Here is an 18,878-nt window from a genome sequence, read left to right on the forward strand (position 1 = left end):
GCACCACCGCATCGACGGATGCCGGCAGGCGCATCGTGGATCGCCTTCAGGTCCATCGCGAACTGATTCGTCCTGACCGCGCCCTCGACAGCGACCAACGCGGCATCTCGCTGTCGGCGGATCAGGTGCTGAGTGACCGCAGCCGCAAAATTGCGACGATCGAAGCCAAGCACCGCGGGCATCAAACACCACGGCTTGGCCATTTCCGCGGGCGTCGACCAAGCCAAGCACGATGCGGCAGAACTGCAGGCATGTTCGTCTATGCCATCAACGGTTCAGCGGGTAGCACATCGGCATGGACACCGGCGCTAAAGGCGACATGACTCTCCCGCTTCCGACGCCGCAACTCGCAGAGGGGGACACTGCCTTCCACGCCTGCAACGGCACGATCTTTCAGGCCGTGCGCTCACCGGCCGGCGCGTACACCGAAATTTGGATCCGGCTGCGCGCGTGATACGGCGTACGTGTCCAGTCGCTCCAGCGCGCCTCGAGGCGCAAGCCGGCGATCTGCGCCATCAGGTCCAGTTCCGATGGCCACACATAACGGCGGCGCTCGCTGAAGATGCGCGTGCCCGATTCGCCCAGTACCACCACGCGCTGGTCGATACGCTGCTGCAGCGGATCGGGCTGCGAGCACACCAGCATCACCGCCGCGCCGTCGCCATCGGTGTCCGGCACGTCCAGCACCTGACTGACCTTGCCGCCGCCGTCGAACACCTCTGCGCCAGGCACTGCAGTTTGAATCAGCAAGCGCCCATCGGGCGCCAGGCAGCGTGCCGCGTTGACCATGCAACGCAACTGCTCGGCCTGGGTCAGCAGATACCCGAATGCCGCCACCGCATAGATCAGGCCGAACGGTCCGCACACCGGCATGTCGGCAAAATCGGCGCACACCAGCTGCAGGCGTTCGCTGCCGGGTTTGGCGCGCAAGGCCTCGAGCATCGCCGGCGCGTTGTCGATGCCGGTGACCGGTACATCGCAGCGCGCGAGCGGCAGGCCGATGCGGCCGGTGCCGATGCCGAGCTCCAGCGCCGCACGGCCCGCGGCCAGTTCGGCCAGGACGCCGACGCATTGCTGCGTGACGGCGTCGGGCCAGCGATCGTAGAAACGATCGTAGATCGCGGCCAGACGGTCGTACTCGTGGGTCACAGGCATCCGCAGCCACTCGTTGCCGAAGTGGCGCGACCATAGCACGCAGCAATGGCGACGGGATGGCGCCACGCACAGGGTGACACCGTGCATGGCAGCCGCTGCAATGCCCTGCGATCGCGCGCGCGACACACGACACGACGCCGCAGATGACAGGCGCATTGCAGTTGGCCGCGCTTCAGTCTTTCGCTTGCGTCGCCACTGCCAAGCAGGGATGCTTTTTCCCGCGCCTGTCACGGTGACAGGCGGGACAACCGCAACAGATCCCCATTCAATCAGGAGTATCGCCATGAAACGCCTTTTTGATTCGCTGTCGCGCTGGGTGCAGAGCCTCGGCGGCCGCAAGCTCGGCTACATCTACACCTACTGACCTTCCCGCCACCGTCGTGTGGCGTGCCTGTGCGAGAGGGGGCACACCGCCCCCTCTCGCGGCGCCAATCCTCGCGCCGCCACGCGTCCCGTTCGCCATGCGAAACATGCCAGCCTCCGTATCGCGGTGCGCCACCATGCGGATCTTCGCGTGACCGAACCGCACCGACTGCCGCCAGGGCCACGCGGGCACTGGGCGTTCGGCAATCGGCAGGCCTTCGCTGCCGATCCTCTGGAGTTCCTGCAACGCTGCGCCCGCGAGCATGGGGACGTGGTGCGGATCGCGGAGCGCACCTATCTGCTGGCGGCACCCGCCGCCATTGCCACGGTCCTTGGCGACGACGGCAGCCTCTATGCCAAGTCCGATCCGGATCCACGTGCGCGCCGCGCCGCGTTCCCGGCATCGGTGATGAACAGCGAGGGCGATATCTGGCGGCACAAGCGCCAGGCACTGCAGCCCGCGTTTCGCGCCAGCCTGGTACGCGACTATGCCGGACAGGCGCTCGCTGCCACGCAGTCGCTGCTGCAAGCGAGCAACGACAGCACTGGCGCGCAGGACTTGCGTCAGACGATGACGGCACTGTGTGCGGAACTGGGCGCCGGCTTCCTGCTCGGCGACACGGCACACGCGCCCGCGCTGCTGCGGATGCTGCCGATGCTCGATGCGATCCTGCAGCAGACGCGCACGCCGTCCGCGACGCCGGCCTGGTGGCCGAGTGCCGGCAAGCGCCGCCTACGTGCCGCACGCGGCGAACTGGACACCGCGCTGACGCAGATCCTGGCATCGCCGCGTTCGCCAAGCGCAGGCGTCTCGGTGCTGGAACTGCTGCAGCGCGACGATCCGCAGGGCCGCGGCTCCTGGTGCCGGGACGAAGCGGCGGCGATGCTGATGTCGGCGCTGGAGCCGATGGCGGCCGGCCTGACCTGGACACTGCTGCTGCTCGCCCAGCATCCGTCGATCGCGCAGGCGGTGGCGGAGGAAGCCGATGCCCTGCCCCACCTCGGCAGCGCATCCGACACGATCTGCGACGAAGCACTCGTCGAACGCCTGCCGCTGGCCCGCGCCTGCGTGAAGGAGGCCATGCGCCTGTATCCGCCGGCATGGATGACCGCGCGCATCGCGCAACGCGACACTACGCTGGACGGCTTCGCGGTGCCGCGCGGCACCCAGCTGATCGTCAGCCAGTGGGTGGTGCAGCGCGATCCGCGCCACTTCGCCGCGCCGGACAGCTTCATGCCGGCCCGCTGGCTGGACCCGACGCACGCCCCGGCGCGCTACACCTACTTTCCCTTCGGCGGCGGCCCGCGCAGTTGCGTCGGGAGCCAACTGGCGCTGGTGCAGATGACCGTGGTCGTGGCCGGCCTGCTGCGCGAACGCACGCTGCACCTGGCGGCGGATGCGCGGCCGCGGCCGTTCCCGGCGCTGGTGCTGCGCCCGCTCGATGTCCGCATCGCCTTGCGGCCGCGCACGGATTCTGCGCCCCACCAGCCGCCGGCCGCGACGACACCTCTCTCCTGCACAACGGACGCCCCGCATGGCTGACCCCGCCGCCTTCGCCAAGACCCGGGAGTATCCCAACCGCTTCTTCGATTCCGCGGCCTGGAACGAACTGGCCTTCCGCGACGGCGACATCGTCATCGCCAGCTATGCCAAGGCCGGCACGACGTGGCTGCAGCAGATCGTCGCGCAACTGCTGTTCGAGGGCGCGGCCGACGTCGACGTGTCGGCGATCTCGCCGTGGCTGGACGGCGTGTACCCGGACCGCGCCAGCAAGCTTGCGCTGCTGCAGGCGCAGACCCATCGGCGCTTCATCAAGACGCATCTGCCGGCCGATGCGCTGGTGGTCAGCGATCGCGCCAAGTATCTGTACATCGGCCGCGATGGCCGCGACATCGCGCTCAGCCTGTACGACCACCAGTGTGCGGTCAGCCAGGATGCGCAGGCGCGGCTGGACGCCGGCGCGGCCGAACCGGGCAAGCTGCGCGTGGTGCCGCCGCCGAGCTTGCCGGTGGACGCCTACGTGGCGCATTGGCTGGCCCACGACGGCGCGCCGTTCTGGCCATTCTGGGAGGGCGTGCGCAGCTGGTGGCAGCAGCGCGCGCAGCCCAACGTGCTGCTGGTGCACTACGCCGACCTGCTGCAGGATCTGCCCGCACAGGTGCGGCTCATCGCCGCGTTCCTGGAGATCCCGGTGCGCGAGGCGGCCTGGGAGACGATCCTGGCGCACTGCCAGTTCGGCTACATGCGCCAGCACGCCGCGCGCTACGTGCCACAGGGCGCCGGGCTGTGGCGCGAGGGCGGCAAGGCCTTCTTCAACCAGGGCCGCAGCGGCCGCTGGCGCACGCTGTTGCCGGCGGCCGTCGCCGCCGACTACGAGGCGCGCGCGCAGGCCGAGCTGGGCCGCGAGGCCGCGCAGTGGCTGGCACAGGGCGCAGGGGCGACGGCATGAGCCTGCGCGTCATCGGCGCCGGCCTCGGCCGCACCGGCACCCTGTCGCTGAAACTGGCGCTGGAACATCTGGGCCTGGGCCGTTGCTACCACGCCATGGAGCTGGCCGCGAACCTGCGCCAGTCCTTGCCGCAGTGGGACGCGGCGATCGACGGGCAGGCGGACTGGGACACGCTGTTCGCCGGCTACACCGCCACCGTCGACTATCCCGGCTGCTGCTTCTGGCGCGAGCTGGTCGCGCGCTACCCGCAGGCCAAGGTGATCCTGACCGTGCGCGATGCCGATGCCTGGTTCGATTCGGTGCGCAGCACCATCTTCGCCAGCGACGGCCGCGTGGCGGCCCTGTTCGGCCCCGAGGGCCAACGGCTGAGCCAGTTCCTGCGCCGCGGGTTCGCTGCGCGCATCGACGACCGCGACTTCATGACCGACTATTTCCATCGCTGGAACCAGGCGGTCATCGCCAGCGTGCCGGCGCACCGCCTGCTGGTGCTCGACACCGACGCGCAGGCGGGCTGGGAACCGCTGTGCACCTTCCTGGGCATGCCGGTGCCGGCGCAGCCGTATCCGCGCGTACATGCGCGCAACAGCGGCGGCACGCAAGCGCGCCCGCTGCCCACCGACCCGGCACAACGCGAACAACGCCTGCGCGACTACCTGGACCGGCTCGCCGTGGAGGCATTCGCGCCGTCCGCCGACGGCTGACCGCGCCCGGCTGCAGCGCAACATTGCGCTCGATGGTGAACGACCAGGCGCCGTCGATCGGGTTGGAGACAGACACCCGACCGTCGCCATCGGGCAGCTGGCGCACGCGCCAGCCAGCAACACCAGCGCTTACGGCCGCCAGTTGGCGTTGTGCTCCCAGAACGCCACGCTGCGCCGGTAGGCGTCGCGATCCAGCGCCACGCCTGAGCCGCCCTCCTCCACGCCCAGCGCGTTGCGCAGCATGGTGATCGGCGCCATTGGAATCTCCTGCGGCTCGGCGGTATACAGGCAACCGACCACGCCCCAGTCGGCCTCGATCGGCGCCCCCTCGTGCGCGAGCTGTTCGCGGCTGTAGAGGATCGGCAGCAGATAGGCGGCCACCGGCGGCTCGACGCCTTCGAACCAGCGCACCAGCACCGGCAGTTCCTCGCGGCTGCGTGCCTCGTAGCCGGAGCGCAGCAGGCGCCGGTTGGCGTCGGTGATCGGCACGGTCAGGCAGCGCGTCGAGGTCCAGTTGCGATGCACGTGCAACTTGCAGAACGGCGCGTAGCCGTCCAGCACCTGCAGCGGCGCGTGCGTGTTGAGATGCTGCTCGAACTGCTCCGGCGTGCAGTCCTGGATCGCATTGCGGCGGCCGTCGCGCGGAAACAGGCGGGTGCGGGCGAACGGCGTGAGGACGATGGACATGGCGTGCATGGCGAACGGGGGCGCACAAGCGTAGCGCGCGGCCGAGGCAGTGCCCACCGCTGCCATCGCTCACCGCGCCCCTCGGCATCGAGAGACCCGTAGGAGCGGCTTCAGCCGCGACCAGGCCTTCCCGGGAACGCCGGTCGCGGCTGAAGCCGCTCCTACGGGGCGTGCAGCCGACGTGCGGCTACGGATGCGCCAGGGCGTAGTCGATCGCCGCGCGCACCGCCGCCACCTGCGCGGCGTTGCACTGCTGCGGCGTGGCGCTGGCGCTGTCCGGGTACACCTCGGTGGTGGTGGTGTAGCGCGCGTCGGTGATGCCCGCGCACAGGCCCAGCCGCTTCACCGGATAGTTGATGACCCCCGGCGCCGCCAGCGGCGTGCCGATCAATGTGCCGGCGGCGTCGGCCGGCGCGATGTGGGTGACCTGCGCCACCGCGGCCAGCACCGCCTGCTGGAAGGCTGGCTGCGGATTCTCGCTGTCGCCGACCAGGTAGAAGCCGTCGGGAATGCCGCCCGGTTCGTAGGCGATGCCATCGCGCGCGGCCAGCGCCGGGCGGAACTCGGACTCGTCGCTGTCGGTGGTCTCGTGCAGGTCGATGTGCATGCGCACCCGATCGCGCAACGGCGCGACCAGGCGCAGCAGCGCCGCCGATTCCTGCGCCGGGCTGTCGGCGCGGAACGAACGGTTGGGATCGATCGCATCGGCGTTCCAGCGGTGGATGCGCTCGTACGCCCAGGGGCTCACGCACGGCGCCAGCAGCACGTTGGCGCGGCCGGCGTAGTCGTCGGCATGCTGCTGCGCGAACTGCAGCGCGCCGTGCACGCCGCTGGTCTCGTAGCCGTGCACGCCGCCGGTGACCAACATGCACGGCAGCGCGTCGTCCCAGCCGCGGCTGCGCAGCGCCAGCAGCGGATAGCGCTCCTGCGCATACGCCAACTGCCCGTACTCGACCACGTCCCAGCGCCCGCGCAGGTCTTCGATGGCAGCGACCACCTCGTCCTGGTAGCTGCGCCGGCTTGGCTGCCCGGCCAGCCAGGCCGCCTTCTCGGCGGCGCCCCAGGGCACGCCGGGGGTTCCGATCGGATAGAAGGATGCGCTGGTCATGGTGCGGCTCCGCGTCGACAGGTGAGGGCGGCGACTGTAGCAAAGCGCGCCCGCGGCGATGCGCGGCGCCGCGCACAGCGCGTTCGCGGCGCCGTCGGTCGGAAGCGGATGCCGATCCCGCTTTCGCCTGCTGTCGCCATGAATACGTATGTAGCGCACGCATGTTGCGCCGCGATGCGCGCTTAGCATCCTCCCGCCGCACGCCTGCCCCGCGGCGACGTCACGCCCTGTCCTGCAGGCGCCTTGCCTGCGCCCACGCACCGAGGAGATCGAACGATGCGCGTCCCTTCCGCTGCAAATCGTCTGCTGCGCCTGCACCGCTGGCGCAGCCTGCTGGTCGGCCTGCTGCTGTTCCTGGCCACCGCCAGCGCCCAGGCCGACGTCATCCTGCATGCGTTCAATTGGCCCTACGCTACCGTGGAAGCGCGCGCCGCGCAGATCGCCGCCGCCGGCTACCGCAAAGTGCTGGTGGCGCCGGCCTACCGCTCGCAGGGCGACGCCTGGTGGGCGCGCTATCAGCCGCAGGACATGCGCCTGATCGACAACCCGCTCGGCGACACCGACGCCTTCGCCAGCATGGTGCAGGCGCTGAAGGCCGTGGGCGTGGAGACCTATGCCGACGTGGTGCTCAACCACATGGCCAACGAAGCGGCCACGCGCTCGGACCTGAACTACCCGGGCAGCGCGGTGCTCGGCCAGTACGCCGCCAATCCGCAGCGCTATGCCGCGCTGCGGCTGTTCGGCGACCTCTCGCAGAATTTCCTCAGCGCCAGCGATTTCGGCCCGGCGCAGTGCATCACCAACTACAACGATCCCTACCAGGTGCGCACCTACCGCATCTGTGGCGGCGGCAGCGACCCCGGCCTGCCGGATCTGGTCGGCAACGACTGGGTGGTGCAGCAGCAGCGCAACTACCTGCTGGCGCTGAAGGCGCTGGGCGTCACCGGTTTCCGCATCGACGCCGCCAAGCACATGACCTTCGACCATCTGAACAAGGTACTCGATGCGCAGGTGCGCTCCGGGGTGCTGGTGTTCGGCGAGGTGATCACCGGCGGCGGCAGCGGCAATTCCGACTACGACCAGTTCCTGGCGCCGTACCTGCAGGCCACCCCGCACGCGGCCTACGACTTCCCGCTGTTCAACTCCGTGCGCAACGCCTTCGCCTACGGCGGCAGCATGGACCTGCTGGTCGATCCGGGCGCCTACGGCCAGGCGCTGCCGGGCGCGCGCGCAGTGACCTTCGCCATCACCCACGACATCCCCAACAACGCCGGCTTCCGCTACGCGATCATGGACCCGGTCGACGAGACCCTGGCCTACGCCTACCTGCTCGGCCGCGACGGCGGCGTGCCGATGGTGTACTCGGACAACAACGAGAGCGGCGACAACCGCTGGGTCAACGCCTATCAGCGCGACGACCTCAAGCGCATGGTCGGCTTCCACAACGCCGCGCAGGGCCGCGACATGCAGGTGTTGGCGCACGGCGCCTGCTACCTGCTGTTCCGCCGCGGCGACCTGGGCATCGTCGGCATCAACAAGTGCGGCACCGCCGTCACCGCCGCGGTGCCGATGAACGGCAGCGTGCTGCGCTGGAACGTCGACTACACCGATAGCCTGGGCTCCGGCAGCGTGGTGCGCATTTCCAGCAGCAGCTACACCTTCAGCCTGCCGCCGCGGCAGGCGCGGATGTGGAAGCGCTGAGCGTCCGCATCCGGCCGATGCGCCCGCGCGGGCGCGTCGGCCTAGGGCCTGTCGCCAATTCGCGAGTATTGCCGCGTTGAGTCTGGCAGGCCCGCGGCGGCGTTGCACGGCGCCGCGCCTGACTGGCCGTCAGGTCAAGCCGCGCGGCGCCGGCCGCGCGCCTGCCAGGCCCGACCCGAAGCGCCGCGATTGCGCACATTCATGGCAGCGTCATCGCGGCCCGGCATGCCCGGGGGTTGGTGACACGCCCGAGTCCCTCCGGGCCCGGCGACGGCAGCGCGACGCCGGCCGGGCCATTCCGCGGACCGGCCATATCTTGCATATCCATCCGGATGAAGAGATATACTGACCGCACCGCCCGCTGCGTTGCGCCCATGACCGCCATCAGCTTCGAGTTCTATCCGCCCAAGACCGACGAGCAGCGCGCGCAGCTCGACCGCACCGCCGCGCGGCTGAAGGCCTACGCCCCGGAATACGTCTCCTGCACCTTCGGCGCCGGCGGCTCGACCCTCAGCTACACCTCCGAGACCGTGCGCCACCTCAAGCAGCACCACCGCTTCGAGGCCGCGCCGCACCTGTCCTGCGTGGGCGGCAGCCGCGAGGAGATCCGCGAGCTGCTCAAGCTGTACCGGGCCATCGGTTGCCGCCGCCTGGTCGCACTGCGCGGCGACCTGCCCTCCGGCATGGGCCACCCCGGCGACCTGCGCTATGCCGCCGACCTGATCGCTTTCATCCGCGCCGAGCACGGCGACGCCTTCCATCTGGAAGTGGGCGCGTATCCGGAAACGCATCCGCAGGCCAACGACGCACTCAGCGACCTGCGCCACTTCAAGGCCAAGGTCGACGCCGGCGCCGATGCCGCCATTACCCAGTATTTCTACAACGCCGACGCCTATTTCCACTTCGTCGACGCGGTGCGCAAGCTCGGCGTGCAGATCCCGATCGTGCCCGGCATCATGCCGATCTCCAACTTCAGCCAGCTGCGGCGCTTCTCCGAACAGTGCGGCGCGGAAATCCCGCGCTGGATCGGCAAGCGCATGCAGGCCTACGGCGACGATGCCGAGGCCATCCGCGAGTTCGGCGCCGACGTGGTCGCCACGTTGTGCCAACGCCTGATCGACGGCGGCGCACCCGGGCTGCATTTCTACACGCTAAACCTGGCCAAGCCGACCACCAGCGTCCTGGCGCGTCTGCCCTTAGCCGTCGGCTGAGTGTCGCGGCCGCTGGCCGAACGCTGGGATTGGGGATTCGGGATTAGAGATCGGTAACAGCGGCGCGCGGCCTCGCGTTGGCGAATCCCCAATCCCCAATCCCGAATGCCAGCGCTCGTAAGGCATTCGCTCCGCAGTCACGCCGGCTGCGGCTACCCTGCGCCGATGCGCGCTCTTCCGCCGATGCTGCTCCTGTGCCTATGCGTGTTCGCCACGCCCGCCGCGGCGCAGCGGGTGAACCGCTGCAGCGGCCCCGACGGCACCACCGTGTTCAGCGATCGGCGCTGCGAGGACGTCGGCGCGATCGACCGGCTGCCGCCACCGGCCGCACCCGGCAACGTCGATGCCAGCGCCCGCGCCCTGGCGCCGCCGCAGTGCGTGCGCCGGCTCAGCGTACTGGCGCAGCAGATCCGCACCGCGGTGGAAACCCGCGACGTCAACCGGCTGTCGGCGCTGTACTGGTGGAACGGCGTCTCCGACGCCGGTGCGCAGCGCGTGCTCGACCGGCTGGACGCGATCGTGCGCCGTCCCCTGGTCGCGATCGTGCCGGTGTTGCCGGGCGACTCGGCAGAGACCGGCAGCACCACGCCCGCCGCGACGGCGGCCGTGCCGATGCCGGGCACGCCGGACAGTGATGGCGCCGGCGGCTCTTCGCGGGCGCACGCTACCGGGCTGCGTCTGCAGCAGACCCTGAGCGGCAGCATCACCCCGGCGTCCACCGTGCTGGGACTGCGCCGGCAGTACGACTGCTTCTGGATCAGCTTCTGAGGAGCCGGGATTCGGGATTGGGGATTGGGGATTCGCTACGGCGGCTCGCTGTACGCGCCATCCTTGCGTAGGAGCGGCTTCAGCCGCGACGTGGTGAAGCCGGGATTCGGGAATGGGGATTGGGGAATCGCAACAGCGGCTTCTCCCTACGCGCCACGCCACCCTCGCGGAGGAGTGGCTTCAGCCGCTACTTGTCGGCGATCCGATGTCGCGGCTGAAGCCGCTCCTACGGGCAGCGGTTGCTGCCACCCCACTCACGCCACGTCGGCCGCCAGCGGCCACAGCGCGCGGATCGCGGCGATGCCCTGGCCGCCATGGCGGCGCGCCTCGGCCACCTGGGTCGGCGCCAGGCCGCCGATCGGATAGATCGGCAGGGCGACCTGCTCGCGCAGGCGCTCGAACGCCTCCCAGCCCAGCGGTGCGGCGCCAGGATGGCTGGCGGTGGCGGCCAGCGGCCCGACCACCGCGAAATCGCAGCCGATGCGCTGCGCCGCCTGCAACTCTTCGAGACTGTGGCAGGACGCCGCCACGGGCTGTCCGGCCGGCAACGGACGCGCCTGCCACTGCGGCAACTGCTCCGCGCCCAGGTGCACGCCCACGCCCAGGTCCTGCGCCAGCGCCACGTCGCGATTGACCAGCACCTGTGCGCCACGCGCCGCGCACAGCGTCGCCGCGGCCCGCGCCAGCGGCAGCCACTGCTCGGCCGGCAGGCCGCGCGCGCGCAACTGCACGCGGCGCACGCCGGCGTCCAGCGCGCGCTCCAGCGCCGCCAACCACGGGCCCGGTTCGGTCGGCTCCGGCGTCACCAGGTAGCAAGCGGGTTGGCGCAGCATCGCCACCACCGGCTGGTCGGCCGGCGGCATCGCGTAGCGGCCCAGCTTGTCGGCGCTCACCCAGGTCAGCGCCTGGCCCTCGCGGCCGCGCGGCGTGCCCTTCCACGCCGACACCTGGCGCACTTCCAGGCGCAGGCGCTTGTCCGGGTAGCGCTGCGGCACTTCCATCAGCCAGTCGCCGACCACGGCCTCGATCCCCAGTTCCTCCTGCAGCTCGCGCACCAGCGCCTGCTCCGAGGTCTCGCCGGGCTCGCGCTTGCCGCCGGGGAATTCCCACAGGCCGGCCAGGTCGCGCCCCTCGGTGCGGCGGGTCAGCAGGATACGGCCGCGCGCATCGGTGATGACGCCGGCGACGACATGAATGGATCTGAGCGGTTCGGACATGGCGCAAGCTTGCCGTTTCCGGCAGCGCCAACGCAATCAACCGGGGTCACATCGTCGCCGATCGGCCGCGCACGACCGAGACCGTGCAGCCGGCCAATCCCGGGCCGATGCGCTGCACGACAACGCGCCTGCGCTCACAGCGGCTCAGTCAAATACCGCTGCAGCGTCTCTCCCAACACCCGCACCGCCAGCGGCCGGGTCAGGCCCCTAGCGGGAAATTCCAGCACGTAGCGCACCAGGGCGTAGCCCAGCATCTGCGAGGCGATCAGCGCGGCGCGCGTTTCCGCTGCCGCGCCCGGCCCGAGGTATCGCCGTACCGCCGTGCGCAGCTGCCTCTCGAAGATCTCCGTGATCCGCGCCTTGGCATCGGCGTGGCTCACCGCCGCGCGCAGCAGGGCCACCAGTTGATGGCCCGAGGGCGCGTCCTCCCAGACCGCGAAGAAATGCGCCGCCAGGCGTTCGCCCACCTCCTCGGCCGGGACGTCGCGCAGGTCGGGCAGGTGCAGGTCGAACTCCACCGCCGCCAGGAACAACTGCTCCTTGCTGCCGTAGTAGCGGATCACCAGCGCGACGTTGGCCTGCGCCTGCGCGGCGATCTGGCGCACCGTGGCGCCGTCGTAGCCGTGCAGGGCGAACAGCACCCGCGCCGATTCGAGAATGCGGTCTTTGGTGGCCTGCGAACGTGTCACGGGGGCATCCATGGAAGAACAGGCGCAGCGCCTGTAAACGGGAGTTTACTCCACAGCGGAAAGGGCGCAGGATTTAAACACACGCTTACAGAGAAAAGGCGATGAACGCCCACGCAGACATGCTGTCCACGGACGTCCTGATCGTGGGCGCCGGCCCCAGCGGGCTGGCGCTGCGCCTGGCCCTGGACCGCCTCGGGATCGCCTCGCTCCTGGTCGACCGGCATCCGGCTGGACTGAACACCTCGCGCGCCGCGGTGATCCATGCACGCACCCTGGAAGTGCTGGAACCGCTCGGCGTGGTGCCACGCCTGCTTGCGGCGGGCGTGCAGGCCACCCGGTTCCGCGTGCGCGACGGCGACCGGAGCCTGCTGCAGATCGGCTTCGACGACCTGCCCTCGGCGCACCGGTATGCGCTGATGTGCCCGCAGAACGCCACCGAGGCGATTCTGGGCGATGGGCTGGCGCCAGACTCCGCCACGGTGTGGCGGCCGGCACGCCTGCTGTCGTTTGCGGAGACAGCCGACGGCGTCAGCGCCGATCTGGAACTGCCGGAGCAGCGCCAGCGGCGCGTCCATGCGCAATGGATCGTCGGCTGCGACGGCGCGCACAGCGCCGTGCGCGAGGGCGCGGGGATCGCATTCCAGGGCGGCGACTACGCGCAGACCTTCGTGCTCGCCGATGTGCGCATGGCCTGGCCGCTGCCGCGCGAGGAGGTCAGCCTGTTCTTCTCGCCGCAGGGCCTGATGGTGGTGGCGCCGTTGCCGGAACCCGACGGCACGGCGGGCGATCGCCACCGGATCGTGGCGACGGTGGCGGACGCCATCGGGCCGCCGACGCTGGCGCAGATGCAGGCCGTGCTCGATGCGCGCGGGCCGCAAGGTGCGCGGACACGCATCGACGCGCTGCTGTGGAGTTCCGACTTCCATCTGCAGCACCGGGTGGCCGCGCAACTGCGCCGGGGGCGGGTGCTGCTGTGCGGCGATGCGGCGCACGTGCACAGCCCCGCCGGAGGCCAGGGCATGAATACCGGCATCCAGGACGCAATCGCCCTGGCGCCGGCGCTGCAGCGCGCGCTATGCCAGCACGATGAGCACGGCCTGGACGCGTGGGCGACCGGCCGCCGTCGCATCGCCCGCGGCGTGGTGCGCATGACCGACGCGATGACGCGCGCGGCCACGGCCACTGCGCCGGTGGCGCGCAGCGTTCGCAACGGCCTGCTCGGGTTGATCGATCATGCGCCGCCAATCCAACGCAGGCTGGCGGCCCGATTGGCCGAACTGGGCAACTGAGCGGCGAACCGCCGCTGCTCCGTAAAGGGACAGGAGCAGCGGGTCCTGGTCCTCCGTGGTGGAGGGCCGAGCACGCAGCGGCTACGCGCGTGCGCAGCCCTGCGTGGAGGCCAGGCTCAGCTCAGCTGGCCGTGGCAGTGCTTGTACTTCTTGCCGCTGCCGCAGGGGCACGGATCGTTGCGGCCGACCTTCGGCGCTTCGCGGGTCACCTGCGCCACGGTCGGCGCCGCGGCGCCGCCGCCCTGCACCTGCTCGGCTTCCTCGTCGGCGCCGTAGCCGCCGGCATCCTGGTGCTGGAACTGCGCCTGGCGCAGCTGCGCCTCCATCTGCTGGCGCTCCTGCGCCTCCAGCGCCGCCACTTCCTCCTCGCTGCGGATGCGCACCCGCGCCAGCAGGGTCACCACTTCGCGCTTGGCGTGCTCCAGCATCTCCGAGAACAGCTCGAAGGCTTCCTTCTTGTATTCCTGCTTGGGCTGCTTCTGCGCATAGCCGCGCAGATGGATGCCCTGGCGCAGGTAGTCCATGCGCGCCAGGTGCTCCTTCCAGCTCTGGTCGAGCACGGTGAGCATCACGTGCTTCTCCAGCGCGCGCATGGTCTCGCTGCCGATCGCCGATTCCTTCTCGCGGAAATGGCGGTCCACTTCCTCGCGCACCTTCTCGACGATGCCGTCCGCGTCCAGTTCTTCCTGGCGCTTGACCAGGTCGCTGATCGACAGCGACAGGCCCAGTTCGCTCGCGAGCGTGGCTTCCAGGCCCGGCAGGTCCCACTGGTCGTCCACCGAATTCGGCGGCACGAAGCGCGACACGATGTCGTAGATCACGTCGTCGCGGATGCCGTCGACGTTCTCCTTCACCGACTCGGCGTCCAGCAGCTCGTCGCGCTGGGCGTAGATCACCTTGCGCTGGTCGTTGTTGACGTCGTCGAAGTCGAGCAGGTTCTTGCGGATGTCGAAGTTGTGCGCCTCGACCTTGCGCTGCGCCTTCTCGATCTGCCGGCTGACTAGCTTGTCCTCGATGACGTCGTCTTCCTTCATGCCCATCATGCGCATCGCCTTCTGCACCCAGTCCGAGGCGAAGATGCGCATCAGGTTGTCTTCCAGCGACAGGTAGAAGCGCGAGGAACCCGGGTCGCCCTGGCGGCCGGAGCGGCCGCGCAGCTGGTTGTCGATACGCCGCGACTCGTGGCGCTCGGTGCCGATGATGTGCAGGCCGCCGGCGGCCTTGACCGCGTCGTGGCGCTCCTGCCAGGCCGCCTTCAGGCGGGCGCGCGTCGCGTCGTCAAGCTCCTCGCCCAGCGCATGCAGTTCGGCCTCCAGCGAGCCGCCGAGCACGATGTCGGTACCGCGGCCGGCCATGTTGGTGGCGATGGTCACCGCGCCCGGCTGGCCGGCGTTGGCGACGATCTGCGCTTCGCGCTCGTGCTGCTTGGCGTTGAGCACCTCGTGCTTCACGCCCGCCTTGCGCAGGTGCTCGGACAGCATCTCCGAGGTCTCGATCGAGGTGGTGCCGACCAGCACCGGCTGGCCGCGCTTGGCGCAGTCCTCGATGTCGGCCAGCACCGCGTTGAACTTGCCCTGGCGGTTGAGGAACACCTGGTCCGGCCAGTCCTTGCGGATGGTCGGGCGGTTGGTCGGGATCACCACCACTTCCAGGCCGTAGATGCTCTGGAACTCGTAGGCTTCGGTATCGGCCGTACCGGTCATGCCGGACAGCTTCTTGTACATGCGGAACAGGTTCTGGAAGGTGATGCTGGCCAGCGTCTGGTTCTCGCGCTGCACCGGCACGCCTTCCTTCGCCTCCACCGCCTGGTGCAGGCCGTCGGACCAACGGCGACCCGGCAGGGTGCGGCCGGTGAACTCGTCCACGATCACCACTTCGCCGTCGCGCACGATGTAGTCGACGTCGCGCTGGTAGATCGCGTGGGCGCGCAGCGCGGCATTGAGGTGGTGGACCACGCTCAGGTTCTGCGCGCCATACAGGCGGTCTTCCTCGTCGGCGAGGATGCCGGCGGCGCGCAGCAGTTCTTCGGCGTGCTCCATGCCCGCTTCGGACAGGTGCACCTGCTTGCCCTTCTCGTCGACCCAGAAGTCGCCCTCGCCCTCTTCCGACTCCTGCTTGACCAGCTGCGGCACGATGCGGTTGACGCGGATGTACAGCTCCGGCGACTCGTCGGCCGGGCCGGAGATGATCAGCGGGGTGCGCGCTTCGTCGATCAGGATCGAGTCGACTTCGTCGACGATGGCGTAGTTGAGCCCGCGCTGGAAGCGATCGGCCTTGGACAGCGCCATGTTGTCGCGCAGGTAGTCGAAGCCGAATTCGTTGTTGGTGCCGTAGGTGATGTCGGCGGCGTAGGCGGCGTGCTTGTCGCTGTGCGGCATGCCCGGGTACACCACGCCCACGGTCAGGCCCAGCCAGTTGTACAGCTTGCCCATCTGCGCGGCGTCGCGGCGCGCCAGGTAGTCGTTGACGGTGACCACGTGCACGCCCTTGTCTTCCAGCGCGTTGAGGTACACCGGCAGCGTCGCGACCAGGGTCTTGCCCTCGCCGGTGCGCATTTCCGCGATCTTGCCCAGGTGCAGGACCATGCCGCCGATCAACTGCACGTCGTAGTGGCGCATGCCCAGCACGCGGCGGCTGGCCTCGCGGCACACCGCGAACGCTTCCGGCAGCACCTTGTCCAGGGTCTCGCCGCCGGCGATGCGCCCGCGCAGTTCCGGGGTCTTGGCCTGCAGCTGCTCGTCGGAGAGCTGCTCCATCTCCGGCTCCAGCGCATTGATCTTGGCGACGATACGGTGGAGCTGGCGCAGTTGGCGCTCGTTGCGGCTACCGAAAACGCGAGTAAGCAGACTGTTGATCATTGAAGGAACCGGTTGGAAAGGAACGCCTCGGCGGCCCGATCCCCAGGGAATCGACGGGCCGCAAACGAAACAGGGCGCGAGGCGCCCTGTCGATGGCAAAGCACATTGTAGCTTGGGGCGGGGCCCGGCGATTCAATGCCGGCACACCGCCCTGCCGGACTCAGCCGCGGCCGCGGCGGCCCACCGGAATGGCGCCATCGCCGAGGAACTTGGCCGGGTTCACCACCACCCCGTCCTTCCACACCTCGAAATGCACGTGGGCACCGGTGGAACGGCCGGTGGAGCCGGCCTTGGCCACTTCCTGGCCGACCCGCACCAGGTCGCCGACCTTCACCGACAGTCGCGAATTGTGCGCGTAGCGGGTGACATAGCCATTGCCGTGATCGACCTCGACCACGTTGCCGTAGCCGCCGCGCACGCCGGAGTAGCTGACCACGCCGTCGGCCACCGCCAGCACCGGGTCGCCGACGTTGGCGTGGAAGTCGATGCCCTTGTGGTTGCCGGTGCCGCGGCCGAACGGATCGGCGCGGCCGCCGAAGGCCGAGGTGATGTAGCTGTTGCGGATCGGCATCCGCGAAGGCACCGCGTTCTGGTCCAGCTGATGGTCGAACAGCAGCGATTCCAGTACCGACAGCTGCTGGCCGGAGGTGGCGAACTGCTGCTGCAGCCCGTCCAGTTCCTTGCCCAGCTGCTGCGCCGGCATGTCGTGGCTGGGCTCGTCGTCGCCGCCACCGACGCCGACCGGCTGGTCGAAGTCGAACTCGCCGTCCTGCAGCTTGCCCATGCGGGTCAGACGCTCGCCGAGCGCATTGAGCCGGGTCGCCTGCGCCTGCAGTTCGCCCAGCCGCGCGGCCAGGGCGTTGACCTGGGTCTGCGCGTCGCGGCGCACCTGCGCCAGCTCCTGGTCCTGCCGCTCGAGCTTGGCGCGCAGTTGCGCCGAACCACCCCACCCGGCCGCAGCGCTGACGCCGATGCCGAGTACCATGCCGAGGCCGAGCACGGTACCGAGCGCGGCGAGGGGGCGGCGATCGGCGAATTCGCGCAATCGCCACGGCAACGTCTTGACCCCCTTTTCACTGGAACGGATTACGATCTTCTTGAACGTCATATGAGTTTTCATGTCTAAGCGAAAGTCCGGCGAAGGCCATACCGCCACGCCGCAGCCGGCACTGGACGCCGCACTGGCGGACAAGGCGGGCGACCCGTTGCGCCGCGCCCTGTGGCTCGACGCGCTGGACCGGCAGTTACGCCCCCATCTGCCGCCGAACCTGGCCTCCCGTTGCCGGTTGGCCAATGTGAACGGCGAACAGCTCGTTTTTCTCGTTGAGTCTCCGGTCTGGCACGCCCGGGTCAGGCTGGCCGAGGCCGACATCCTTGCTGCGGCCCGTTCCCTCGGGCTGAAAGTCACCAAAGTGACCGTCAAGACGGCGACTGCGCCCGCGCATTCCCCAATGCAGCAGGCAAGAAGCACGCCAGCTCCGGTTTCCGCGGCCACGCACAAGGGCTTGCGCGAGGCCCTGGCTTCCCTGCAGGACGTCGTCTCCGCGACGCCTGATGCGACCACGGGCTCCGACCGTGGCCGTCGACGTACGTAGACAGACACGCCGCGACCGACGCATCCTAGCGGGCGCCAGGCGTCAGGTCGTTACCGATTCGTTAAATCGACGTTAAGGGAAAAAGAAGAACCGGCCGATTGCCGATTCCGTGATACCCACCCGGCCGTCGGCCAGGCTTAACGGGTTCAGGCGTAAGCCGCAGCCCCGTAGGCCACCGGCGCCTGCTGCGCTGCGGATTCGAAGCTGACCCACTCCCACGCCGCCTGTTCGGCGAGCAGGGCGCGCACCAGCTTGTTGTTCAGCGCATGACCGGACTTGTAGCCCTCGTAGGCGCCCAGGATCGGGCCGCCGGCCAGGTACAGGTCTCCGATCGCATCGAGGATCTTGTGGCGCACGAACTCGTCGGCGTAGCGCAGGCCGTCGTCGTTGAGCACGCGGAACTCGTCGAGCACGATGGCGTTGTCCATCGAACCGCCCAGGCCGAGATTGCGCTCGCGCATGTACTCCAAGTCGCGCATGAAGCCGAAGGTGCGCGCGCGGGAGATTTCCTTGATGTAGGCCATCGTCGAGAACTCGATTTCCTGGCGCGACTGCTTGGCCGGGATCATCGGGTGATCGAACTGGATGGTGAAGCCGAGCTTGTAGCCACCGTCGTAGGGCACGAAGCGGGCGATCTTGTCGCCGTCGCGTACTTCCACCTCGCGCTTGATGCGGATGAAGCGCTTGGCCTTGCCCTGCTCGACGATGCCCGCCGACTGCAGCAGGAACACGAACGGACCTGCCGAGCCGTCCATGATCGGCAACTCGGCCGAGGACAGTTCGACGATGGCGTTGTCCACGCCGAGGCCGGCCATCGCCGACATCAGGTGCTCCACCGTCTGGATCTTGGCCTGGCCGCGGCTCAGGCCGGTACACAGCGTGGTCTCGGTGACCAGCTCGGCATCGGCAGGCACGTCCACCGCCGGATCCAGGTCCACGCGTCGGAACACGATGCCGTGGTCGGCCGGTGCGGGGCGCAGGGTCATGTAGACCTTGTCGCCGCTGTGCAGGCCCACGCCGGTGGCGCGGATCGTGTTCTTGAGGGTGCGTTGCTGGGTCATGGCAGACAGTCTGGGAACGTCTGTT

General features: G+C 69.5%; 17 protein-coding genes. 9 read left to right on the top strand and 8 right to left on the bottom strand.

Annotated elements, in window-relative coordinates; all coding sequences use genetic code 11:
• The first annotated feature begins 35 nt into the window (after window positions 1-35).
• On the top strand, window positions 36-323 hold the full coding sequence (locus FHR56_RS00685; protein WP_160948083.1) for a hypothetical protein: 288 nt from the start codon (window positions 36-38) through the stop codon (window positions 321-323).
• A 70-nt stretch (window positions 324-393) separates the two neighbouring features.
• On the opposite strand, the gene FHR56_RS00690 is transcribed toward FHR56_RS00685, so the two are convergent.
• Window positions 394-1,155 (bottom strand): class I SAM-dependent methyltransferase, encoded by a 762-nt coding sequence (locus FHR56_RS00690; protein WP_160948118.1) that lies wholly within the window; start codon window positions 1,153-1,155, stop codon window positions 394-396.
• A gap of 514 nt (window positions 1,156-1,669) precedes the next feature.
• On the opposite strand from FHR56_RS00690, the gene FHR56_RS00695 reads away from it, so the two are divergent.
• Genes FHR56_RS00695 through FHR56_RS00705 form a run of 3 tightly spaced genes read left to right on the top strand, consistent with a single transcriptional unit; the run spans window position 1,670 to window position 4,669 of the window.
• A complete protein-coding gene (locus FHR56_RS00695; protein ID WP_160948084.1) occupies window positions 1,670-3,061 on the top strand; it encodes a cytochrome P450 in 1,392 nt (463 codons plus the stop codon).
• Window positions 3,054-3,968 carry a sulfotransferase domain-containing protein gene (locus FHR56_RS00700; RefSeq protein WP_160948085.1) on the top strand — a complete coding sequence of 305 codons (915 nt, stop codon included), beginning with the start codon at window positions 3,054-3,056 and terminating at the stop codon, window positions 3,966-3,968. The genes FHR56_RS00695 and FHR56_RS00700 overlap by 8 nt, the downstream gene beginning before the upstream one ends.
• On the top strand, window positions 3,965-4,669 hold the full coding sequence (locus FHR56_RS00705; protein WP_160948086.1) for a sulfotransferase family protein: 705 nt from the start codon (window positions 3,965-3,967) through the stop codon (window positions 4,667-4,669). Before FHR56_RS00700 ends, FHR56_RS00705 begins: the two co-directional genes overlap by 4 nt.
• Window positions 4,670-4,798: 129 nt before the next feature.
• Here FHR56_RS00705 and FHR56_RS00710 read toward each other — a convergent pair whose 3' ends face one another.
• Window positions 4,799-5,356 carry a DUF3228 family protein gene (locus FHR56_RS00710; protein ID WP_160948087.1) on the bottom strand — a complete coding sequence of 186 codons (558 nt, stop codon included), beginning with the start codon at window positions 5,354-5,356 and terminating at the stop codon, window positions 4,799-4,801.
• Between the two features lie 187 nt (window positions 5,357-5,543).
• A complete protein-coding gene (locus FHR56_RS00715; RefSeq protein WP_160948088.1) occupies window positions 5,544-6,464 on the bottom strand; it encodes a M14 family metallocarboxypeptidase in 921 nt (306 codons plus the stop codon).
• A 330-nt stretch (window positions 6,465-6,794) separates the two neighbouring features.
• Between FHR56_RS00715 and FHR56_RS00720 the strand changes: the two genes are divergently transcribed.
• From FHR56_RS00720 to FHR56_RS00730, 3 genes are all read left to right on the top strand, one after another.
• On the top strand, window positions 6,795-8,165 hold the full coding sequence (locus FHR56_RS00720) for an alpha-amylase family protein (protein ID WP_184502576.1): 1,371 nt from the start codon (window positions 6,795-6,797) through the stop codon (window positions 8,163-8,165).
• A gap of 374 nt (window positions 8,166-8,539) precedes the next feature.
• A complete protein-coding gene (gene metF / locus FHR56_RS00725) occupies window positions 8,540-9,376 on the top strand; it encodes a methylenetetrahydrofolate reductase [NAD(P)H] (RefSeq protein WP_160948090.1) in 837 nt (278 codons plus the stop codon).
• A 165-nt stretch (window positions 9,377-9,541) separates the two neighbouring features.
• Window positions 9,542-10,144 carry a DUF4124 domain-containing protein gene (locus FHR56_RS00730; protein ID WP_160948091.1) on the top strand — a complete coding sequence of 201 codons (603 nt, stop codon included), beginning with the start codon at window positions 9,542-9,544 and terminating at the stop codon, window positions 10,142-10,144.
• Window positions 10,145-10,398: 254 nt separating this feature from the next.
• Here the strand turns inward: FHR56_RS00730 and FHR56_RS00735 are convergent, their stop codons facing one another.
• Window positions 10,399-11,361: a Nudix family hydrolase gene (locus tag FHR56_RS00735; protein WP_160948092.1), complete on the bottom strand. Its 963-nt coding sequence runs from the start codon at window positions 11,359-11,361 to the stop codon at window positions 10,399-10,401.
• Between the two features lie 134 nt (window positions 11,362-11,495).
• Window positions 11,496-12,050, bottom strand: coding sequence for a TetR family transcriptional regulator (locus FHR56_RS00740; protein WP_160948093.1), 555 nt, complete (start codon window positions 12,048-12,050; stop codon window positions 11,496-11,498).
• Window positions 12,051-12,151: 101 nt separating this feature from the next.
• Here FHR56_RS00740 and FHR56_RS00745 point away from each other — a divergent pair, with 101 nt between their 5' ends.
• Window positions 12,152-13,339: an FAD-dependent monooxygenase gene (locus FHR56_RS00745; protein WP_184502385.1), complete on the top strand. Its 1,188-nt coding sequence runs from the start codon at window positions 12,152-12,154 to the stop codon at window positions 13,337-13,339.
• Window positions 13,340-13,455: 116 nt separating this feature from the next.
• Here FHR56_RS00745 and secA read toward each other — a convergent pair whose 3' ends face one another.
• Complete coding sequence (secA, locus tag FHR56_RS00750; protein ID WP_160948095.1) at window positions 13,456-16,197, bottom strand: preprotein translocase subunit SecA; 2,742 nt, start codon at window positions 16,195-16,197, stop codon at window positions 13,456-13,458.
• A gap of 160 nt (window positions 16,198-16,357) precedes the next feature.
• Window positions 16,358-17,305 (bottom strand): M23 family metallopeptidase, encoded by a 948-nt coding sequence (locus FHR56_RS00755; RefSeq protein ID WP_160948096.1) that lies wholly within the window; start codon window positions 17,303-17,305, stop codon window positions 16,358-16,360.
• Window positions 17,306-17,315: 10 nt separating this feature from the next.
• On the opposite strand from FHR56_RS00755, the gene FHR56_RS00760 reads away from it, so the two are divergent.
• A complete protein-coding gene (locus FHR56_RS00760; RefSeq protein WP_160948097.1) occupies window positions 17,316-17,792 on the top strand; it encodes a DUF721 domain-containing protein in 477 nt (158 codons plus the stop codon).
• A 146-nt stretch (window positions 17,793-17,938) separates the two neighbouring features.
• On the opposite strand, the gene lpxC is transcribed toward FHR56_RS00760, so the two are convergent.
• Window positions 17,939-18,853, bottom strand: a complete 915-nt coding sequence (gene lpxC / locus FHR56_RS00765; protein WP_160948098.1) for a UDP-3-O-acyl-N-acetylglucosamine deacetylase — start codon at window positions 18,851-18,853, stop codon at window positions 17,939-17,941.
• Window positions 18,854-18,878: the final 25 nt, after the last annotated feature.

Source organism: Xanthomonas sp. F10, from assembly GCF_014206815.1.
GTDB classification, from domain to species: Bacteria; Pseudomonadota; Gammaproteobacteria; order Xanthomonadales; family Xanthomonadaceae; genus Xanthomonas_A; species Xanthomonas_A indica.